The sequence below is a fragment of the Aureimonas sp. AU12 genome, from assembly GCF_001463705.1.
GTDB lineage: Bacteria > Pseudomonadota > Alphaproteobacteria > Rhizobiales > Rhizobiaceae > Aureimonas.
Window position 1 is genome coordinate 16,836 of record NZ_BBWH01000049.1, and the last position, 19,660, is coordinate 36,495.

Genomic DNA, 19,660 nt, shown 5'->3' on the forward strand with positions numbered 1-19,660 from the left:
TCGCGGCCCGCGCGATGACGTATGCCGACGGTCTCGATCCGGTCGGCCGGGCGATCACGGTGTCGGTCATGCCGGCGCGCCCACCGGGCTGTTCAGCGCGGTCGCAGGTCGCCGGCCGGACAGCGCCTGGATGACGTTTCGGGCGGCGCCCAGCGCGACCCGCTCCAGCGCCTCGCCGGTCGTGCCGCCAAGATGCGGCGTGAAGATCACGCGATCGCTGCGCCCGAGTGGACCGCCCGGCGCACCCGGCGAATAGACGTCGAGGCCCGCCGCCGAGACGCGCCCGGTCTCCAGGGCGTCAAATAGCGCGGCCTCGTCCACCAGCCCGGCCCGCGCCGTGTTGATCAGGATCGCGCCGGGCTTCGTGTGGCCCAGCGCCCGCGCATCGATCAGATGCCGGGTTTCCGGCCGAAGCGGCGTGTGCAGCGAGATGAGATCGGCCTGCCGCAGGCCGTCTTCGAGGCTTGCGCAGCGCTCGAAGCCGTCGAGGTCGGCCGCACGCGGCGAATGCACGAGGACGCGCATGCCGAGCGCCGCCCGCAGCATGTCGCCGAGACCGCGCCCGGTCGCGCCCCAGCCGACGATCAGCGCAACCTTGCCCGACAGTTCCACGAAACGCGCCCGCTCGCGAAAGCCGCGCACGCCCGCACGCTCGGCGCGGTCCGCCGCGGGAATGAGCCGCGCCGCGGCCAGCGCGAGGCCGAGCGCCAGTTCGGAGACCGAGCGCGCGTTGGCGCCCGGCGTGTTGCAGACGAGGATGCCCCTTTCGCTCGCAGCGTCCTTGTCCACCGCGTCGTGGCCGGTGCCGTGAACGACGACGACCCTCAGCCGGTCGCCCGCCTCGATCGCACGGGCCGAGAAACCCGCATCGCGCGTGATCGCGGCGTCGCAGCCGGTCACGTGGCGCGCCACGGTCTCCATGTCGGACGCCGGGCAGAGGACGGGCTCGATGCCGTTGTCGCGCAGCAGCGACAGGCCGGTCTCGTGCACGGGCTGGACGATCAGGCATTTCATGTGCGCGCTCCTCGGGACCCAGGGGCCTTGTCCAGCCGTTGCAGGATGGCGTCGCGGGCATGGTCGATATGGGTGGCCATGAGCCGACCCGACCCGTCGGCGTCCCTCGCCCGCAGCGCCGCCAGCAGGCCGAGATGCTCCTCGCAGCTGAGACGGAACCGCTCGGGCACCTGGCTGTGGTCGAACATGCAGGTGCGTCGGCGCAGGTCCGCAACCGTCGCCACCAGGGTCCGGCTGCCCGCCGACCGGCTGATGGCGTGGTGAAGATCGTCGTCCACCCGGCTCTGCTCGTCGCCCTCGCCCGGCCCCTCGTCGAGAAGACGCCGGACGCGTGCCTCCAACGCGTCGAGCACCGCGGGCGCCAGGGACACGGCCTGCCGCGCGCAATGGGCCTCCAGCACCGAGCGCAGGAAGAAGATCTCCTCCACCTGCCCCCGCGTCAGGCGCCGCACTCTCAGGAAGCGACCCTCCTGCGCGGCCAGTCCCTCGGCCTCGATGCGCTTGATGGCCTCGCGCACCGGCGTCCTCGACATGGACAAGGCGTCGCCGAGCTTGGCCTCCTGCAGCGTGTCGCCCGGCGCGAGCGCGCCGGACAGGATCATGTCGAGGATCTTCCCGTAAGCCTGTTTGGCCAGCGGCTGGCTCATCGCGCCGCTCCTCTCGAGCGAACCCGCCGCTTCTCGCGAAGGTCGGCGAGACACAGGTCCAAGGCGGTGCGCTCCGCGATCAGCGCCTCCTCGGCCTCGGCCTGCGGGACGGCGGCGAAGCGAATGCTCCGCCCGGTCGGCAGTTGCGCCAGCTTCGGCAGGTCGGCCGAGGCGAGGGTCGCGATCTTCGGGTAGCCGCCGGTCGTCTGCCGCTCGGCCATCAGCACCAGGGGGCGCCCGGAGGCGGGCACCTGGATCGATCCGGCGCAGGTGCCGTCCGACAGGATGTCGTGCCCGTGCTCGGCAACGAGCGCGGGTCCGTCGAGCACCTGGGCCATGCGGTCGCGCGCGCTCGACAGCGTGAAGCTCGACGAGAAAAAGAGGCGCAGGACGTCCGCCGAGAAGCGATCGTCCTGCGGCCCCGCGACGACGCGCAGGGTCTGCACGGGCCGCTGGCTCAGCGGCTGGCGCAGCGCAAAGAGCGGCGCGGGCGAGGCAGACCCAAGCGGCAGCCTGTCTCGCGTCTGGAGCCGGCGCCCCTCGTGCCCGCCGATGCCGCTGCGCAGGTGCGTGGAGCGCGACCCCATGACGGGCGGAACGTCGATGCCGCCCGCGAACGCGAGATAGCCCCAGACGCAGCCGCGCAGCGCGCCGATCGTCAGCGCCTGGCCGGGCAGGAGGTCGTGGCTCTCCCAAGGATGAAGCCGCTCTTCCCCCCGCCGGATGTCGATATCGCCGCCCGTCACCGCGAAGCGCACCGGCGCGCCGACCTCGAACCGCCCGCCGACGGCGGCGAATTCCAGTCCGGCGGCTTCGGGCGCGTTGCCGACGAGGGCGTTGGCGATGCGAAAGCTCGGCGCATCCATCGGGCCGGAGCCCGAGACCCCCGCATGAAGCCAGCCCTTGCGGCCGAGATCCTGGACGGACGCCATCGGCCCGATCTGAAGGATGTCGAGAGCGTTCATGCGCTGGGGCTCCCGGTCATCCCGTTCCGCTCCAACGCTTCGGCCTCATCCGCATCGACGGGGCGGAAGCGGATGCGATCGCCGGCTCGAAAGAGGCAGGGGTCGGCGCGCGCGGGATCGAAGAGCCGCAGCGGCGTGCGGCCGATGAAGCGCCAGCCGCTCGGACCCGCCACGGAGTTGACGCTGGCCTGGCGCCCGCCGATGCCGATCGCGCCGGCCTCGACCCGCTGGCGCGGCACCGCGAGGCGGGGCGTGTGCAGGCGCTCCGGCAGGCCGCCGAGATAGGCGAAGCCGGGTGCGAAGCCGATCATGTAGACGCGGTAGTCCGCCCCCGAATGCAGCGCGATCAGCTCGTCTGGCGTCATGCCCTTCATGGCAGAGAGATCGTCGAGATCGAGCCCGGCCGCGCCGCCATAGATCACCGGCACCTCGAAATGCCGGGCAATGCCGGCCGCAGGCGCAAGGTCGTCGAGCCGGCGCGCCAGGAGCCCGGCCAGATCCGCGCCGCGCCGCATGCTCGGATCGTAGTGGACCAGAAGCGCGCGGTAGGTCGGCACGACCTCCTCCACGCCCGCGATCGGATCGAGGGTCAGCGCCTCGGCCAGCGCGATGACGCGCGCATTGACGGCCTCGTCCAGAGCGTCTGACAGTTCCACCGACAGGGCACTGTCGCCGCAGGCCAGGATGCGTGGAAACCCGTTGGCCATGCCGCTTGCGTCGTCCTCGTGATTGCCAAGAGCCGCCCGTCGCGGGCCGCCATCCCCTTGCCCTTTCAGTATACCAATCGTATGTCGGAAACAAGGATGCAGCGCGCCCAGGCTTCGAGCGCGGGACCGGAACGGCGGGGACCGAAGATGCGGACCATCGATCTCAATTGCGACATGGGCGAGGGCTTCGGCCCTTGGACGATGGGCGACGACGAGGCGATGCTCGGCCTCGTGACCAGCGCCAACGTCGCCTGCGGCTTCCATGCGGGCGACCCCTCGGTGATGCGCCGCACGATTCTCTCGGCCAAGGCGCGGGGCGTCTGCGTCGGCGCCCATCCCTCCTTCATGGATCTCTACGGCTTCGGGCGCCGCCGCATCACGGGCGATCGGCCGGAGGATCTCGAGGCGCAGATCGTCTACCAGATCGCGGCCATGCAGGGCATGGCGGCGGCCCTCTCCTGGCCGATGACGCATGTGAAGACGCACGGCGCCCTCGGCAACATGGCCGCCGAGGATGCGGATCTCGCCGCCCTCTGCGTGCGCGCGATCCGATCGGTCGATCCCACCCTCGTCTTCGTCACGCTGCCCTATTCGCGCACCATGGAGGCGGCGGAAAAGGCCGGGCTTCGCACCGCCTGCGAGGTCTATGCCGACCGGGCCTATGACGACGACGGCATGCTCCTCTCCCGCCAGTGGGAGGGCGCGGTGATCCACGAGATCGCGCGCAGCGTCGATCAGGTCCTGTCCATGGTCGAGGGCGGTGTCATCCCGACGATCGGCGGCCGGCGCCTTCCCGTCGCGCCCGATACGGTCTGCATTCACGGCGATACGCCGGGCGCGGTGGAGACCGCGGGCGCGCTGCGCGCGGCTCTCACCGCCCAAGGCCTGCACTTCGCGCCCTTCGCGGCCCCGCGCGCCTGACGCAAGGCGCCCTCCCCTCTCCCTCCCACGGATAAAACCTCATGACGCGCACGGTCTATCTCAACGGCGACTGGCTTCTGGAGACCGAGGCCAAGGTCTCCATCTTCGACCGCGGCTTTCTCTTCGCCGATGCGATCTACGAGGTGACGGCCGTGATCGGCGGCCGGCTGATCGACTATCCCGGCCACGGCGCACGGCTGCGCCGTTCGCTCGACGAACTCGCCATTCCCTGCCCCCTGTCCGAGGAGGCGCTTCTCGCTGCCCATCGCGAGATCGTCCGGCGCAACGGGCTGGACGAGGGGCTGATCTACCTCCAGATCTCGCGCGGGACCGCGGACCGGGACTTCGCCTATCCGAAGGAAGCCGAGCCGACGCTCGTGATGTTCACGCAGGCCAAGCCCGTCCTCGACAATCCGCGAACGGCGACGGGAATCACCGTCGCCACCCTGCCCGACTGGCGCTGGGAGCGCCGCGACATCAAGACCGTCCAGCTCCTCTACCCCTCCATGGCCAAGATGGAAGCGATGCAGCGTGGTGCGGACGACGCCTGGCTGGTGGAGGACGGCTACGTGACGGAGGGAAGCGCGGCGTCCGCCCATATCGTCACGCACGAGGGCGTCCTCGTCACGCGGCCGCTCTCGCACGCGATCCTGCACGGGATCACCCGCGCCAACATCCTCGACCTCGCCCGCGCGGACGCGATCGCGGTGGACGAGCGCCCCTTCACCGTCGAGGAGGCCAAGGGGGCGGCCGAAGCCTTCATCACCTCGGCCACCAACTTCGCCATGCCCGTCGTCTCGATCGACGGCACGCCGATCGGCACCGGTCGCCCCGGACCGATCGCCGCTCGGTTGCGAACGCTTTACATCGAGGACCGGCTGGCGACCGCGCTCTGATCGCAGCGCTGGCCTTCATGAAGGGGTCGATTGCCAACAGCCTGCCTTGAACGAGGGTGTGCAGAAACCCAACGTCCTTTTCGTCATCTGGAAACCGGCAACTCGGCCGCTCGCCTCTTGGGCGATTCCGCGGCCATGGGATGCCCGGCGGCGAGGCTGAACGGCTTTTCAACGGAGTCGCTGAGCGACACGCTCGATGACCGTTGATCGGTTGTCCGTCGAGAGTTCGAATTCGAGCCCGTCAGCGAGGCATTCGAAGGTGCTGTCCTTGAAAAGGAAGACGAAATGTCGGGCGGGCGACCTCGGGCGGTCGGGAAACCCGATCAGGTTCAGGCGCTGGAGCTCGCTGTCCCAGCTCGAGTTGAGGATCTCGACCATATCTCCGACGGCCGCCAATTTTCTGAGGCGAGCGATGGAGGCTCGAGGCTCATCATTCGGGTAGCCGAAATGTGTCGCCGAACAGAGATCGAACGTACAGATGGCCAGGAAGTCCTCAGCCTTCCGCGTCACCACGGGCCGCCTCCAAGCTCGAAGACCCCCCTCGGGCCTGGGTCCATATTCTGCGGGCCTCCACGCATTAAAAATCAGATGCGCTGAGTTCATCCTGAAGGAGGACAGCGGATGAAGCATTGCCGTTGGGCAAGAAGTCGAGATCCAGGTTCCGGATGGTTTCAGAAGCTTGCGTCATCGGGTTTGGAATGATCCCTCTTCTCGTCAGGCCGCATGGTCGGCTAGGGCTCGACCCGAGGAAGCGTAAAGTCGGACCCAAAGGCCGATCGTGAAGGCTTCAACCCCGATAGGCGGATCTGCGGAACAGGCCGTTCCCGGTTCCAGTTAGCCGTCGATCGATGATTTTACGCTGCGATACAGGTGGGTTCACGATCACACCACTTGGAAGCCATTTCTATGAACTGGCGGACGTTCAGTGAGGCGACGTCTTGGCGGGTTCCAAGAGCGGGTGAACCGAACGCCTTGGCCCCGAGACGGTCCCGTCGGGATCGACCCCGCCGGCAACGACATCCGCCGCGAGATCGATACGGACGACATTGCGCTTGGTGCGGCATTCACGGGCTCGGGAGCGGGTTGGGATCGCCGTCGTCCAACGGGTCGAGGACCGTGCATCGGCGTCTGACACACCACGTCTGAAGCCTATGCCAGCTCGTTCGCCAACGCCTCCGAGCATGTCTGCGACACGGAGTTCCACCCCTGGCGGACGATGGTGCCGATCGCGTTGACGAGGAGGCGCGCGGCGGTCAGGGCCGACAGACCGTCGATGTCGGCGGGCGGATAGAGTTCGACGAGGGCGAAGCCTGCGATGTCCGCGCGTCGGCCGAGGCCCGCGATCAGTTGGATCGTCTGCAGGTAGGTCAGGCCGCCGGGCGTGCGCGCCGCGACGCCCGGCATGACACCGGGGTCGAGGCCGTCGCAGTCGAGGCTGACGACGACCCGCGCGCCCTCCGGAACGTGGCGCAGGGCGGCTTCGACGCCTTCCGCGTGAAGCTCGCAGGCGGTGACGACGCGGCTTCCATAGCGGCGCATCGCCGCGATCTCGGCGACGCCCGCACTGCCGACACCGCGCATGCCGACCTGCACGATACCCGCGACATGCGCCATCTCGCTCGCGCGGCGCATCGCGCTCGAATAGCCGTGGCGTTCGCCCGCCACCTCGTCACGCCAGTCGACATGGGCATCGATCTGCAGGACCCAGACCGGCCCGTGATCCGCAAAGCCGGCGAGGAAGGGAATGGGGACGGAATCGTCGCCGCCGAGGAGGATCGGCACCGCCGGCAGCGCCAGGATCTCCCGCGTCCTCGCCGCGATCCGGGCCCGGTTTCCGGCGCCGTCGTGCGGGGCGGTCGGCAGGTCGCCGTCATCGATGCAGGAGACCGGCCCGCCATCGAACAGCGGCCCGCCAAGATCGAAATCCCAATGCTCGACGAGGGCGGCATCGTCCTGGCTCGCGACTCGAATGGCGTTCGCGGCCAAGGCATAGCCGCCACTGTCCTGGCCGGGATAGGTGCTGCCATGGCCGGCCCCGAAGATGACCGCGCGCGGCGTCCGATGGTCGGCAAGCCGATCGGGAAGACCAAGAAACCGGGGCGCTGTCGTCATGGGGTGGTGGTCCTGTCGACGGCTCGGCCAGGATGACGTTGCGTATCGAGTACCTTGGCAAGGCGGCTCGAACCGGATCGCGACACGACATCTCGACGATGACATCGACGGCGGTCAAGGGCCATCGGCTCGCCAAGGTCGAGAGGGGCGGCCGATGGCCTTCGCGCTCAGCCGCTGACCATCAGCTTGACCACCTCGTCATGCGTCGTGTCGGCGATGCGCCGCTCGCCCGCCATCACGCCGCGGCGCATGACCACGATGCGGTCGGACACAGCAAAAATGTCCTGCAGGTTGTGCGAGATGAAGATGATGCCGCGCCCCTGGGCCTTCAACTGATGGATCAGCGAGATCACCTTGCGCTGCTCGGGCACGCCGAGGGCCGCGGTCGGCTCGTCCATGATGAGCAGCCGGGCGTTCCAGTAGACCGCGCGACCGATCGCCACCGCCTGCCGCTGCCCGCCCGAGAAGTTCGAAACGGGGGCATCCATGCGCGAGACGTGGAAGTCGAGTAGCGCCATCGTGTCGCGCGCCGCCTCGGCCATCTTGCGCCGGTCGAGCACCGGCAGGAAGCCGAACTTGCGCCGCATCGGCTCGCGTCCGAGGAAGATGTTGGCGCCGATCGTCAGGTTGTCGGCGAGCGCGAGGTCCTGGTAGATCGTCTCGATGCCGCTGGCGCGCGCCTCCTGGGGCGTGGCGAAGCTCACCGGCCGCCCCTCAAGCCGGATCTCGCCGGCGGTCGGCCGGAAGACGCCCGAGATCGACTTGATGAAGGTCGTCTTGCCGGCGCCGTTGTCGCCGGCGAGTGCCACGACCTCACCGGGCCGGATGCTCAGCGAGAAGTCGTTGAGCGCGCGGATGGCGCCGAAATGCTTGGAGAGGTTGGAGACTTCGAGGATCGGCGGCGCCGTTTCACTCATCGACACGTCCTCCGGTGAAACGGCGCTGGGCCTGGTCGATCAGGACCGAGATGATGATGACGATGCCGACGCTGATGAACTGCCAGAAGGGCTCGACGTTCACGAACACCAGTCCGTACTGGATAACGGCGATGACGAAGGCGCCCGCGACGGTGCCGAGGATCGTGCCGGACCCGCCGAAGAGGCTAGCGCCGCCGATGACGACGGCCGCGACACTGTCGAGCAGCAGCGGCTCGCCCGCCTGCGCCGCGCCGGCATTGAAGCGGGCGGAATAGAGGACGCCCGCCAGACCGGCGCAGCAGGCCGTCAGCACGTAGAGTCGCAGCAGGTGCCACTTGATGTCGATGCCCGAGCGCCGGGCGGCCTGGATGTTGGCGCCGATCGCATAGTTGTGCTGGCCGAAGCGCGTCTGGCTCAAGAGGTAGTGCATGGCCAGGACGAAGATCGCGGTGAGCACGACGACGATGGGAATGCCCATCAGGCGCCCGTTGCCGATCGTGGCGAAGAAGCCGTTGGAGACGGGAACGGTGGTGCCGCCCGCCAGCAGGAAGGCGACGCCGCGCGCCACGCCGAACATGCCGAGCGTGCCGATGAAGGGCGGCACGCGCAGGCGCGACACCAGAAGGCCGTTGATCAGGCCGGGGATCGCGGCCGCCAAGATCGCGACCATCGCGCCGAACAGCACCGCCGCCGGCAGGCCCATCCCCGGCGTCGCCCAGTTGATCGCATGGGCCGCGACCACGGCGGCGAGGCCCATGATGAAGCCCATCGACAGGTCGATGCCGCCGGAGATGATGACGAAGGTCTGTCCGGTCGCGAGCAGCAGCGGCGCCACCGCGAAGATGGCGATCGACTGGATGTTGAACGAGTTGAAGATGAAGGTGCCGCCGAACTCGCTGCGCGCCCAGATCTCGAAGCCGAGGATGAGGGCGGCGAGGAACAGCCAGGCCCGCAGGTCCGCGATCCTGTGGAGGATCGACTTGCTGCGGTCGGCATGGTCGGCCTGCGGCCTGTCATGGGACACCTCACCGGGCGGCCCTTCGGCCGCGGTTCTGGTCGCGCTGCTTGTCATGAGGTCACCCGCACGGCGAGATCGGAGCCTTCGTCCGACGTCGCGCTGATGGAACGGAAATGAGCGAATGGGGCGGCTCCCGGCGCTGGTCCGGGAGCCCGTGGCCGCCTATTCGGCGTAGACGTACTTCACGACGTTCGGATCCGTGATGTTGGTCTTGTCGATCACGGTGAAGCCGGTGCCGATCGCGACCGGGACGGACTGGCCCGTCAGGTGGGCATAGGCCGAGACGACGCCGTAATAGCCGATCTCGGCGGGATGCTGCGCGATCGCGGCATCGACGAGGCCGGACTTGATGTTGTCGACGATCGAGCCGGGTGCGTCGAAGGCAACGACCTTGACGTTGCCGGACTGTCCAGCCTGGCTGACGCCGTTGCCGGCGCCCAGCGCTGAGAAGAGGTTGGCGCCGAACACGCCCTTCAGGTCGGAGTTGCGGGCGTAGACGGCCTGCAGCTGGCTCGCGGCCCGGTTGGCGTCGTTCTCGTTGTACTGTGTCTCGAGCACGGTGATGGCGGGGAAATTCTCCGCGAGTTCCGCCTTGAACCCGGCTTCGCGCTGGTCGGTGGTCGAGATGCCCGGCTTGACGTTGGAGACGTAGACCTTGCCGCCGCCCTCGCCAATGGCCGTCGCCAGCGCGCGCGCCGCCATGCGGCCGCCCAGCACGTTGTCGGAGGCGATGTAACTGACGGGGAAGTCGGCGTTGCCCGCGCCCGTCTGGTACTTCCCATCCCCGATAAACGTGTCCACGGTGATCACCGCGATGCCGGCTTCCGAGGCGCGGCGCAGCGGCTCGACGAGCTGCGTCGTGTCGGTCGGGGCGATCAGGATCGCATCCGGTTGGCGCGCGATCGTCGCGTCGAGAACGGGAACCTGCAGGACCGGATTAAACTCCGGCGCGCCCTGAAACACGAGGGTGACGCCGAGCGCGTCGGCCGCGGCCTGGGCGCCCTTGCGCATGGTGATGTAGAAGGCGTCGGTGGTCAGGCCCGGAATGAGGGCGACCGTGTAGGCCTTCTTGTCCTGCGCATGGCCGGGCACGGCCGAGAGGCCGATGGCTCCGCCAAGGGCCAGTGCGGCCACGGTCTTCAAGATGCTACGGCGCTGCATGTGATCTCCTCCCGAGACGGGCCGTTTTTCGGTACGCGCTCCCACACGTTTGCCACCGATGGAGAGGTCCCGGCGGGATCTCCAAGCCCAACGCCGTCATGCTCGTCCGGCATCGCGGTCGCCGTCAAGAGAATTATTCCTGGAATTTGTTGCAGAGCGGCCCCCCGGCGGGGCGGTTTTTGCCCCGTCCGGCGATCGAGGGCGCTCATCCCTCGTCGAGAATGGCGCTCGCGGTCCGCGTGTCCGTTGCCAGCGCCGAGATCAGGCCCGCCCGCGCCGCGCCCCGAATCGCCCCCGCCTTGGCCTCGCCCATCGCGACGCCGACCACCAGCGGCGCCCGCTGGAGCTGGTCGCGCGACATGGCGATCATGCGGCGCTCTCCCTCCCATTCGACGGGCTGACCGTCGCCGTCGAAATAGTGACGGATCACGTCGCCGGCGGCTTCGCCGAGCGCGCGCTCGTCCGGCGTCGAGGCGCTGGCATAGGGCGAGTTCGGCAGGCGCGGAAGGCCGACGCCGACCAGCGCGACGTCGACCCGGTCCCAGAGTGCGACGCCGTCGCGGATCGCGGGATCGGCGAGGAACGCCTCGCGCGAGACGGCCGACGGGAGATAGGGCGCGTGGACGAAATGCGGGCTGCCGCCGGTGCTCGCGGCCGCGGCCCGGACGAATTCGTTGACCTGAAAATGCGGCGCATGCTGCTGCATGCCGCCGGTCGCGGGGACGGTCAGGATTCCCGCCAGCTCCGGCAACCCGGCCTCGACCACGGCGCGCACAGCGCGTCCCCAGCCGATCGCCAGCACCGCGCCGGGCTTGAGGGCGGCTTGCCTCAAAAGCTCGCCCACCGGCGCCGCCAGCGCCTCGGGCGCACCGGCCGACGGCGTCTCCACCACCGCCGCAGCCTTGAGGCCAAGCCGCTCGCAGAGCGCCTGCACGAGGTCTTCGGAGGTCAGAAGGTCCCGCACCTCGATGCGCACGATCCCCTCGGCTCGGGCGCGCTGCAGCAGGCGCGAGATCGTCGCCGTCGAGAGCGAGAGCCGCCTGGCGATGTCCACCTGGCTCAGATCGGCCTCGTAGTGGAGCTTGGCCACGGTGTGCAGGAGCGTTCGGGACGGAGCGGGACCGATGGCCAGTTTGCAATTCCTTGCAGAGAGATGTTACATAGCTATGCGAAGCGATTTCGTCCCGGATTCGACCGGATACCGGAGCGTTCGCACCGACAGGACGACGGGTCGTTCAGGCGAGGAGGAGCACACTATGACGCAGATGACCACGGCGGAACGGCGAGGGTATCACCAGATCTGTAGCCGCGACGGCGCGATGATGGTGATCGCCTGCGACCAGCGCGGCGGCATGCGCACCCTCCTCGCCAGTGATCCCGCCGAGCAGGCCGCGATCGGCAACGACGTGCTGGGCGACACCAAGGCCGACATCACGCGCTACCTGGCGAGCGAGGCCGGATGCGTCCTGGTGGATCCGATCTGCGCCGTTCCCCATCTCGTCGACGAGGGCGTGCTGGCGCGCGACACCGCGCTGCTGATCGGGCTCGACGCCTCGGGCTGGGACACCTCGCCCGAGGGTTACCGCCTGTCCAAGATGGTGGAGGGCATCGACGCCCGGCGGGTGCGCGAGCTCGGCGGCACCGGCGGCAAGATCATGGTCTACCTGCGCTCCGACACGCCCGAGGCCAACACGCACAATCTCGCGATCCTGCGCGACGTGATCGCGGACTTTGCTCGCGAGGATCTCCTCCTCGTGGTCGAGTTCCTCACCTACGCCCTGGAAGGCGAGGATCCCGACACCTACAAGGCGAAGATCCCCGACCTGATTCAGGGCGGCTCGCGCCTCTGCCTGGAACTCGGATCCAAAGTCCTGAAGATCCCCTATCCGGGCTCGGATGCCTCCTGCGCCGAGGTCACGCGCCTGTCGGGCGACGTTCCCTGGGCTGTGCTTTCGGCAGGCGTCGACCACGCGACCTTCCTGGGGCAGGTCGAGAGCGCCATGCGCAACGGCGCATCCGGTGTCATCGCCGGACGCTCGCTCTGGAAGGACTGCATCTCGCTCGACCGAGAGACGACGCGCAGCCGGCTCGAGAGCGTGGCGGTGCCGCGCCTGCGCGAGATCCAGGCGGTGATCGCCCGCTACCGCGCGCCTGCGGCGAAGATCGCCTGAGAATCCCATGCCGGCGAGTGCGATCGGTATCGACATTGGCGGCACCCACCTGAGGGCCGCCCGGGTCACCCTCGGGGGTGTCATCGAGGCGCGCGCCCGCGCGCCGAGCGCGCGCGATCAGCAGGTGGTGCTCGATCGGATCGAGGAGATGATCGCCGAGCTCGACGACGCCTCGGTGGTTCGCATCGGCATCGGCGTTCCCGGACGGGTGGATTTCGAGGCGGGCCGGGTTCTTTCGGGCGGCTACGTCGATCTCTCCGGGATCGATATCGCCGATCGGCTGACCGGTCGGTTCGGGCGGCCGGTCGTAATCGACAACGACTGCAGCATGGCCCTCGTGGCCGAGGCGGCGGTGGGCGCCGCGCGCGGCGCACGCCACGTCGTGATGCTGACCATCGGCACCGGCATCGGCGGCGCGGTTCTCGAAGCGGGACGGCTGGCCCGCGGGCGCGGCGCGGCGGGGCAGCTCGGGCATGTCATCGTCGATCCGGCGGGCCGGCCCTGCCTCTGCGGGCGGTACGGCTGCGTCGAGACGGTGAGTTCGGGCACGGCGCTCGGCGTCCACATCCGCGAGGCCGGCCTCACGCCGGATGTGACCGCGAGCGAGTTGCTGGCGCGGCGCGCGGCCGGCGACGAGGCGGCCCGGCACGTGCTGCACGCCTGGGCGGCGCCCCTTCGCCTCGGCATCGACAGCCTCGTCGCCGTTCACGATCCCGAGTTCGTGGTGCTGGGCGGCGGGCTCGGCGAAGCCGCCTGCGCAGCGCTCGCGGGGATCGAAGCGCCCGCCTCCTGGTATGCAAGCCCCGTGGTGCCGGCCCGGCTCGGCGACGATGCCGGCGTGATCGGCGCCGCGCTCGCGCTGCCGCCGGCCAAGCGCGCGCCCAAGCGCGTCGTGCTCGTCAACGGCGTGCCCGCCAGCGGCAAGAGCACGGTCGCCGCAGGTCTCACGCAGGCCACCGGCTGGCCGCGCCTCTCCCTCGACACCGTCAAGACGCCGTTCCTCGAAGAGATCGAGGCCGTCGATCGGCCGTTCAACCGCGTGCTCGGCCGCGCCAGCCTCAAGGCGATGTTCGCCATCGTCGCCGAGGCGCCGGCAGGCACCACCTTCGTGCTGGACGCCTGGTTCGGGTTCCAGCCCCGCCCGCTCGTCCTAGACCTCCTCGCCACGTCCGGCGCCGCCGAGGTGGCCGAGGTCTGGTGCACGGCACCGCCCGCGACGATCGGCGAGCGCTATCTTCGACGCGTGAGCGCTCGCGCGCCCGGCCATCCCGGAGCGGACTACGTCCCCGAACTCGTCGCCCTGGCGGAGCGCGCCGAACCCGTCGGACTGCATCCCCCGATCGCGATCGACACACGGCTCCCCCTCGACCTCGATGCGCTGCGCGATGCGCTGGCGCGGGCCTGGGTACCGGTGCCCGACACCGCGCCGGCTGCCGATACCGGAAAGCCGGATCCGGCGCGAGCCGACGCCGAAGCTCCGAGCGTCAAGACGACGGCAAGGGACGCAACGGCTTGATGGCCTGACGAGGCGGGCGTCGGGAAGACGCCTGGCCTCATCCGGTCCGCTGGAAAGCCTGTCGACGATCCGGCGCAACTGGTCCTGCGGTCAAGACCCATCGATCTGATCGAGGCTTCGTGACGAGACTGCGGATGCGCGACCTGATCTGGCCAATGGACTCGCAGATGGAATGCCTGCGCCCGTTCGTACCCCACGAGCCACGGCAAGATCGGCGACGGCATCCATGCGGCCGCTCTCCGAAACGACCCGACCGGAGGCGCAAGAGTCACTCGCCGACGGCGGATCAGACGCCGACCCATTCGCGACGCGCTGCAGGCGAAAGGCACCCAGCCGACGTCACTGATCGCCACTCCCAGAACGACCCCATCCAGTTCGACAAGCACCGCCATAAGCGCCGCAACGCCATCGAAATCATGGTCTGTCGAATGAGGGACAGTTGGTGGGCCCGGCAGGACTCGAACCTGCAACCAAGCGGTTATGAGCCGCCGGCTCTGACCATTGAGCTACAGGCCCCACGGATGGAGCCCTAGCCCAAACATGGGATCACCTCAAGCGCGCCGGCGCGTGCCGTGGCTGGGGCGGTCTTTGCAGGAGGGTTCGCCGGGGGTGCGGGAGGGCCAAGCCGGTCGTTCGGCGGGGTGCGGATGTGAATGCGGCTCTTCCGGCTTCCGCCGCATTCGTCTGCGATGGATCGATCGTTGCGCCTTCAACGGAGAATCATCGCCCGTGCTCGTCCCCCGCCGCCTCGTCCTTCTCGCCTTCGCCTCGACGCTTGCGCTTGCCGCGCCCGCTCTCGCGCAGGATGCGCCGCCGCCCGTGCCGGCCCGCGTCAGCGTCACCGGCGAGGGCTGGACGAGCCGCGCGCCCGATCTCGCTCTCGTTCGCCTGACGGTGCTGCGCACTGCGCCAACGGCCGCCGCCGCGCTGGGCGAGGCGAACACGGCGATGACGGCGGTGACCGCCGCGATGCCCGCCTTTGGTGTCGCACCGCGCGACCTGCAGACCGGCGGATTCCAGATCTCGCCGCAATATCGCTACGAGAACCGCAGCGACGGAACGCAGGCCCCCCCCACCCTCACCGGCTACGAGGTGCGCAACACGCTGAACGTGCGCGTGCGCGACCTCACCAAGATCGGCGAGGTGCTCGACAAGGCCGTGCAGCTCGGCGTCAACGAGGGCGGCTCGATCGACTTCCAGGTCGAGGACAATGCGGCCGCCTCGAACGAGGCGCGGCGCGACGCCGTCGCCAAGGCGCGTGCCAGCGCCGAGGCCCTGGCGGACGCGGCCGGATTGAAGCTCGGGCGCGTCGTGACGCTCGAGGACGGCGCCCCGAATTTCGCGCCGCCGATGCCGATCATGGACATGCGCGCCATGGCGGCCCCCGCCCCCGCCGGCAAGGTGCCCGTCGAGATCGGCGAGACCACGATCTCGGCGCAGGTCCGCATCGTCTATGAACTGACGCCCTGATACGAAAAGACCCCACCCTTCTCCTGAGAAGGCCGGGGTCTCAAAGACTGTCGCGAAATTGGCGCGGGTCGCGCCCCTCGGGACTATGAGCCCATCAGCGGTAACCGATCACCGGGCAGCCGGGGGCTTGCGCGAAGCGAACGGCGGTCGGATGCCCGCGCTTGAAGCCGGCGACCACCACGGTGCGACGGTCGAGGCGCACGATGTCGCCGCCGCGAACACCCATGCGAGCGGCCTTGCGCAGGGCGCGGCCGGGCTCGCAGGCCTCCGCTCGGCGGCTCTCGTGCCGGCCGCGGAAGCGGTCGTCGCCGCGGCGCTCGCCCCATCCGTCGTGGCGCCGCTCGCCGCGATCCCAGCCGCCGTCCCGATAGCCGCCGCGCTCGCCCCGGCGATCCCAATGTCCGTCGCGGTGATCGGCGAGGACGACAGAGGCGGAGCCCGAGCGCTCGCCAGCCTGCGCGACGCCGGCAAGACCGGTCAGGAGCGTGGCGGCAATGAGGGCGGCTTTGGCGACATTGGCGAACATGGCGGTCTCTCCTTCGAAAGGGTGCCGGCGATCCCGTCGGCGATGGTCGGACGCTAGGCCGCCGCGGCTGAACGCTCCCGGATTGCCGCATTCACCTGAAGTTCAGCCGCAGCCAGCCCGCTCAGCGGATGCGCTCGCGACATCGGTCGGAAACAGAAGCCCGCTACGAGACGTGGGCTGGGCCTGCACTCATCGCGGGGCCGTGCCGTCTTGCCGCGAGGTTCCGTCGCCATGCCCGCCCCCATCCAAGCCCTCCTCCAGTCACTCTGGTTTCCCGTTCTCGCCCGCATCCTCCTCACCTTCTGTTTCTGGGGCAGCGGGCTTGCCAAGCTCATCGACTTTCAAGGCGGCACGGCGGAGATGGCGGTGTTCGGCTTCTCGCCGCCCGCGCTCGTCAATGCGGTGGTGATCGCGACGCAGCTTGGTGGCTCCCTCCTCATCATCTCGGGGCGGCACGTCTGGCTGGGCACCGGAATGCTCGCGGTCTTCACCGGCCTGACCATCCTTCTCGTCCACCATTTCTGGACGATGGAGGGCGAGGCCGCGATCGCCCATTTCCACACCGCGACGGAGCATGTGACGGTGATCGGCGCGATGATGGTGATGGCGGTGCTCTCGACGCGCCCGCGGCCGGGCCGCCCGTTCGCCTGAGACCGGAGACGAAAAAGGGCGGCCCCTGCGGACCGCCCTTTCACAAATGCCGACGAGCCTCGTGCGATCTCAGCTGTCGAGGAAGGACCGCAGCTTGCGCGAGCGCGAGGGGTGCTTGAGCTTGCGCAAGGCCTTCGCCTCGATCTGGCGGATGCGCTCACGCGTCACCGAGAACTGCTGTCCGACCTCTTCGAGCGTGTGGTCGGTGTTCATGCCGATACCGAAGCGCATGCGCAGCACGCGCTCCTCGCGCGGCGTCAGCGAGGCAAGGACGCGCGTCGTGGTCTCGCGCAGGTTCGCCTGGATCGCCGCGTCGATCGGCAGGATGGCGTTCTTGTCCTCGATGAAGTCACCGAGATGCGAATCCTCCTCGTCGCCCACGGGCGTTTCGAGCGAGATCGGCTCCTTGGCGATCTTGAGGACCTTGCGGACCTTCTCGAGCGGCATGGCCAGCTTCTCGGCCAGCTCTTCCGGGGTCGGCTCGCGGCCGATCTCGTGCAGCATCTGGCGCGAGGTCCGCACGATCTTGTTGATCGTCTCGATCATGTGGACGGGAATGCGGATCGTGCGCGCCTGATCGGCGATCGAGCGGGTGATCGCCTGCCGGATCCACCACGTCGCATAGGTCGAGAACTTGTAGCCGCGGCGATACTCGAACTTGTCCACCGCCTTCATCAGGCCGATATTGCCTTCCTGAATCAGGTCGAGGAACTGCAGGCCGCGATTCGTGTACTTCTTGGCGATCGAGATGACGAGACGAAGATTGGCCTCGACCATCTCCTTCTTGGCCTGCCGGGCCTCGCGCTCGCCCTTCTGCACCATGTGGACAATGCGGCGGAACTCGGTGATCTCCAGGCCCGTCTCGGTGGCGAGATTCTGGATCTCCTGGCGAAGGTTGCGGATGCCGTCCTTCTCGCTCTGGACGAACTTCAGCCAGCCCTTGCCGGACAGATTGGCGATCGACTGCGTCCAGTTCGGGTCGAGCTCGGAGCCCTGGTAGCTCTTGAGGAACTCGTCGCGCTTCACGCCGTAGCTCTCGGCGAGACGCAGCAGCTTGCCCTCGTTGCCGACGAGCCGCTTGTTGATGTCGTAGAGCTGCGCGACGAGCGCGTCGATGCGGTTCTGGTTGAGCGACAGGCCCTTCACCGCGGTGATCAGGTCGTCCTTGAACTTCTTGTAGGAGCGCTCCTGGCTCTGCGACAGGGTGCCGGTGGCCGCCAGGCGGTTCTCGACCTGTTGGTCCTGCAGCTTGCGCAGACGCTTGTAGTTGTCGGCGATCGCGTCGAAGGTCTCCATGACCTGCGGCCGGATCTCGGCCTCCATCGCGGCGAGCGACAGGGAGTTTTCCATGTCGTCTTCGTCGTCGTCGTCATCCTCGCCGGGGCGCAACTCGCCCTCGGGGCGCCCGTTGGCGGCCACCGGCGCGGCTTCGGCCTCGCCGGGCACCACGGGTGCGGTCGGCAGCTTGGCCTCGGGCCCGGCATAGGTCGCCTCGAGGTCGACGACCTCGCGGAGCATGATGTTGCCCTCGTTCAGCTCCTCGCGCCAGATGATGATGGCCTGGAAGGTGAGCGGACTTTCGCAGAGGCCCGCGATCATCGTCTCGCGGCCGGCCTCGATGCGCTTGGCGATGGCGATTTCGCCCTCGCGCGAGAGCAGCTCGACCGAGCCCATTTCGCGGAGGTACATGCGCACGGGATCGTCGGTGCGATCCGTGGCTTCCTTCTTCGTGGTGGTCGCGACGGCGGAGGACCCGGCCTCGGCGACCTCGGTGGAGCCCGGCTCCTCGGCCTCCTTTTCCTCGCCCTCCTCGGCCTCTTCGTCCTCGACGACGTTGATGCCCATGTCGTTGAGCATGGCCATCGTGTCCTCGATCTGCTCCGAGGTCACGTCCTCTGCGGTCAGAACGGAGTTGAGCTTGTCCATCGTCACGAAGCCGCGCTTCTTGGCGGCCTTGATCATCTTCTTGACGGCATCGTCCGACAGGTCGAGCAGAGGACTGTCCGGCGTCTCCTGACGCTCCTCGACAACCGCTTCGCCTTCCTTGACCTTCGTCGCCATGCGCATTCGTCTCCAGTTCGCGCGGTCCGGGCCGGGACACTTGGGCCCGATTCGCCGGGCCGCGCATCCCGTCCTTAGACGGCAGCCATGAACGATCGCTTAACCATGACATCCATGGGTCGGCGCCGCGCCAGGCTCGATTGTTTCCCGCCCGTCTTCACGAGCCGCGGTGGTCACACGTCCGATCCCGAACCGTTTCCGGTCGGTGTTTCTGCTTTCCCGACGCCAAGTCAAGGGTTTAGGCCCCGGCCCGGCACAAATTCATAAAATCCGGGCTTCGGACCACATCCCGGCACCGCCGATGCCACAAGATCAGATGCCCTTGGCCGGACGACCCGACAGGATACCGAAACCCTCGATCAGGGCCTCCGTTCCCGCCAGATTGTCGATCTCGCGCTTGATCTCGACGATCTGGACATAGGCGAGTTCGTCGGCGTCGGTTCCCATCGCCTCTTCGGCCACCCGAAGTTCCCTATGTAGGGAGCGGTAGCGATGCTGCAAGTGAAGCGCCTGCCGCACGGCCTCGCGGGCGTCCTCGAGGGCCGCGTCGGGCAGGACGGTCCAGAGCCGCACGAGGCGAAGCTGCGTCTCGAAACTCTCGAACAGCGGCAGGAGGCCACGCCGCTCCAGTTCGTCGCGGATCTCCTCGCGCGTATGGGGCAGATGATCGGCGTAGACGTCGATCACGGCGGAGCGAAGGCGCTCCAGCTCGGTGCTGCCGAGTTCGAGATCGGCGAGGTAGTCGAAGGCCTCGCGCAGCAGCAGTGGATGGTTGACGAAGCCGACCACGATCATCACTTCGCGCAGCGGCGCCGCCGTCGAACCCGCAGCGCGCATCAGCGGCGAGCGGGCCAGCCGGTCGGAGACGGCCGAGCGCCGCGCTCCCCCCGCCCCGCCGCGACCCGCC

Annotated in this window: 18 protein-coding genes, 1 tRNA gene and 1 pseudogene; 6 read left to right on the plus strand and 14 right to left on the minus strand. The window is 68.7% G+C overall.

Annotation, left to right across the window (positions count from 1 at the left end; all coding sequences use genetic code 11):
- Nucleotides 1-66: 66 nt before the first annotated feature.
- Genes AUL33_RS19630 through pxpB form a run of 4 tightly spaced genes read right to left on the minus strand, consistent with a single transcriptional unit; the run spans nucleotide 67 to nucleotide 3,333 of the window.
- The gene (locus tag AUL33_RS19630; protein WP_062212426.1) at nucleotides 67-1,014 is read right to left on the minus strand and encodes an NAD(P)-dependent oxidoreductase; all 948 of its coding nucleotides are present in this window, start codon (nucleotides 1,012-1,014) and stop codon (nucleotides 67-69) included.
- Complete coding sequence (locus AUL33_RS19635; protein ID WP_062212429.1) at nucleotides 1,011-1,661, minus strand: GntR family transcriptional regulator; 651 nt, start codon at nucleotides 1,659-1,661, stop codon at nucleotides 1,011-1,013. The genes AUL33_RS19630 and AUL33_RS19635 overlap by 4 nt, the downstream gene beginning before the upstream one ends.
- Nucleotides 1,658-2,626 carry a biotin-dependent carboxyltransferase family protein gene (locus AUL33_RS19640; RefSeq protein ID WP_062212432.1) on the minus strand — a complete coding sequence of 323 codons (969 nt, stop codon included), beginning with the start codon at nucleotides 2,624-2,626 and terminating at the stop codon, nucleotides 1,658-1,660. Before AUL33_RS19640 ends, AUL33_RS19635 begins: the two co-directional genes overlap by 4 nt.
- Nucleotides 2,623-3,333 carry a 5-oxoprolinase subunit PxpB gene (gene pxpB / locus AUL33_RS19645; RefSeq protein WP_062212434.1) on the minus strand — a complete coding sequence of 237 codons (711 nt, stop codon included), beginning with the start codon at nucleotides 3,331-3,333 and terminating at the stop codon, nucleotides 2,623-2,625. Before pxpB ends, AUL33_RS19640 begins: the two co-directional genes overlap by 4 nt.
- 147 nt (nucleotides 3,334-3,480) lie before the next feature.
- Between pxpB and AUL33_RS19650 the strand changes: the two genes are divergently transcribed.
- Both AUL33_RS19650 and AUL33_RS19655 read left to right on the plus strand, forming a co-directional pair.
- Nucleotides 3,481-4,254, plus strand: coding sequence for a LamB/YcsF family protein (locus tag AUL33_RS19650; RefSeq protein WP_062212484.1), 774 nt, complete (start codon nucleotides 3,481-3,483; stop codon nucleotides 4,252-4,254).
- 41 nt (nucleotides 4,255-4,295) lie between these two features.
- Nucleotides 4,296-5,150, plus strand: coding sequence for a D-amino-acid transaminase (locus tag AUL33_RS19655; RefSeq protein WP_062212436.1), 855 nt, complete (start codon nucleotides 4,296-4,298; stop codon nucleotides 5,148-5,150).
- 168 nt (nucleotides 5,151-5,318) lie between these two features.
- Here AUL33_RS19655 and AUL33_RS22330 read toward each other — a convergent pair whose 3' ends face one another.
- From AUL33_RS22330 to AUL33_RS19685, 6 genes are all read right to left on the minus strand, one after another.
- Nucleotides 5,319-5,663, minus strand: coding sequence for a hypothetical protein (locus tag AUL33_RS22330; RefSeq protein WP_156419507.1), 345 nt, complete (start codon nucleotides 5,661-5,663; stop codon nucleotides 5,319-5,321).
- A 636-nt stretch (nucleotides 5,664-6,299) separates the two neighbouring features.
- Nucleotides 6,300-7,262, minus strand: a complete 963-nt coding sequence (locus tag AUL33_RS19665; protein WP_062212442.1) for an agmatinase — start codon at nucleotides 7,260-7,262, stop codon at nucleotides 6,300-6,302.
- Nucleotides 7,263-7,429: 167 nt separating this feature from the next.
- On the minus strand, nucleotides 7,430-8,179 hold the full coding sequence (locus AUL33_RS19670) for an ATP-binding cassette domain-containing protein (protein ID WP_062212445.1): 750 nt from the start codon (nucleotides 8,177-8,179) through the stop codon (nucleotides 7,430-7,432).
- Nucleotides 8,172-9,203: a ribose ABC transporter gene (locus AUL33_RS19675; RefSeq protein WP_244492362.1), complete on the minus strand. Its 1,032-nt coding sequence runs from the start codon at nucleotides 9,201-9,203 to the stop codon at nucleotides 8,172-8,174. The genes AUL33_RS19670 and AUL33_RS19675 overlap by 8 nt, the downstream gene beginning before the upstream one ends.
- 156 nt (nucleotides 9,204-9,359) lie before the next feature.
- A complete protein-coding gene (locus tag AUL33_RS19680; protein ID WP_062212460.1) occupies nucleotides 9,360-10,358 on the minus strand; it encodes an ABC transporter substrate-binding protein in 999 nt (332 codons plus the stop codon).
- 205 nt (nucleotides 10,359-10,563) lie between these two features.
- On the minus strand, nucleotides 10,564-11,457 hold the full coding sequence (locus AUL33_RS19685) for a sugar-binding transcriptional regulator (protein ID WP_374754454.1): 894 nt from the start codon (nucleotides 11,455-11,457) through the stop codon (nucleotides 10,564-10,566).
- A gap of 157 nt (nucleotides 11,458-11,614) precedes the next feature.
- Between AUL33_RS19685 and AUL33_RS19690 the strand changes: the two genes are divergently transcribed.
- Together AUL33_RS19690 and AUL33_RS19695 are read left to right on the plus strand one after the other, a co-directional pair.
- Nucleotides 11,615-12,529 carry a tagatose-bisphosphate aldolase gene (locus tag AUL33_RS19690; protein WP_062212465.1) on the plus strand — a complete coding sequence of 305 codons (915 nt, stop codon included), beginning with the start codon at nucleotides 11,615-11,617 and terminating at the stop codon, nucleotides 12,527-12,529.
- A gap of 7 nt (nucleotides 12,530-12,536) precedes the next feature.
- Nucleotides 12,537-14,045 carry an ROK family protein gene (locus AUL33_RS19695; protein WP_082652761.1) on the plus strand — a complete coding sequence of 503 codons (1,509 nt, stop codon included), beginning with the start codon at nucleotides 12,537-12,539 and terminating at the stop codon, nucleotides 14,043-14,045.
- A gap of 440 nt (nucleotides 14,046-14,485) precedes the next feature.
- Here AUL33_RS19695 and AUL33_RS19700 read toward each other — a convergent pair.
- Nucleotides 14,486-14,561: transfer RNA gene (locus AUL33_RS19700), tRNA-Ile, on the minus strand.
- 213 nt (nucleotides 14,562-14,774) lie between these two features.
- On the opposite strand from AUL33_RS19700, the gene AUL33_RS19705 reads away from it, so the two are divergent.
- A complete protein-coding gene (locus AUL33_RS19705; RefSeq protein WP_062212467.1) occupies nucleotides 14,775-15,515 on the plus strand; it encodes an SIMPL domain-containing protein in 741 nt (246 codons plus the stop codon).
- Nucleotides 15,516-15,609: 94 nt separating this feature from the next.
- On the opposite strand, the gene AUL33_RS19710 is transcribed toward AUL33_RS19705, so the two are convergent.
- Nucleotides 15,610-16,041, minus strand: a complete 432-nt coding sequence (locus AUL33_RS19710; RefSeq protein WP_062212471.1) for a hypothetical protein — start codon at nucleotides 16,039-16,041, stop codon at nucleotides 15,610-15,612.
- A gap of 231 nt (nucleotides 16,042-16,272) precedes the next feature.
- On the opposite strand from AUL33_RS19710, the gene AUL33_RS19715 reads away from it, so the two are divergent.
- Nucleotides 16,273-16,692 carry a DoxX family protein gene (locus tag AUL33_RS19715; protein ID WP_062212474.1) on the plus strand — a complete coding sequence of 140 codons (420 nt, stop codon included), beginning with the start codon at nucleotides 16,273-16,275 and terminating at the stop codon, nucleotides 16,690-16,692.
- Between the two features lie 69 nt (nucleotides 16,693-16,761).
- Here the strand turns inward: AUL33_RS19715 and rpoD are convergent, their stop codons facing one another.
- Together rpoD and AUL33_RS22585 are read right to left on the minus strand one after the other, a co-directional pair.
- Complete coding sequence (gene rpoD / locus AUL33_RS19720) at nucleotides 16,762-18,759, minus strand: RNA polymerase sigma factor RpoD (protein ID WP_374754453.1); 1,998 nt, start codon at nucleotides 18,757-18,759, stop codon at nucleotides 16,762-16,764.
- Nucleotides 18,760-19,065: 306 nt separating this feature from the next.
- A pseudogene (locus AUL33_RS22585) lies at nucleotides 19,066-19,660 on the minus strand (DNA primase); the annotation flags it as partial.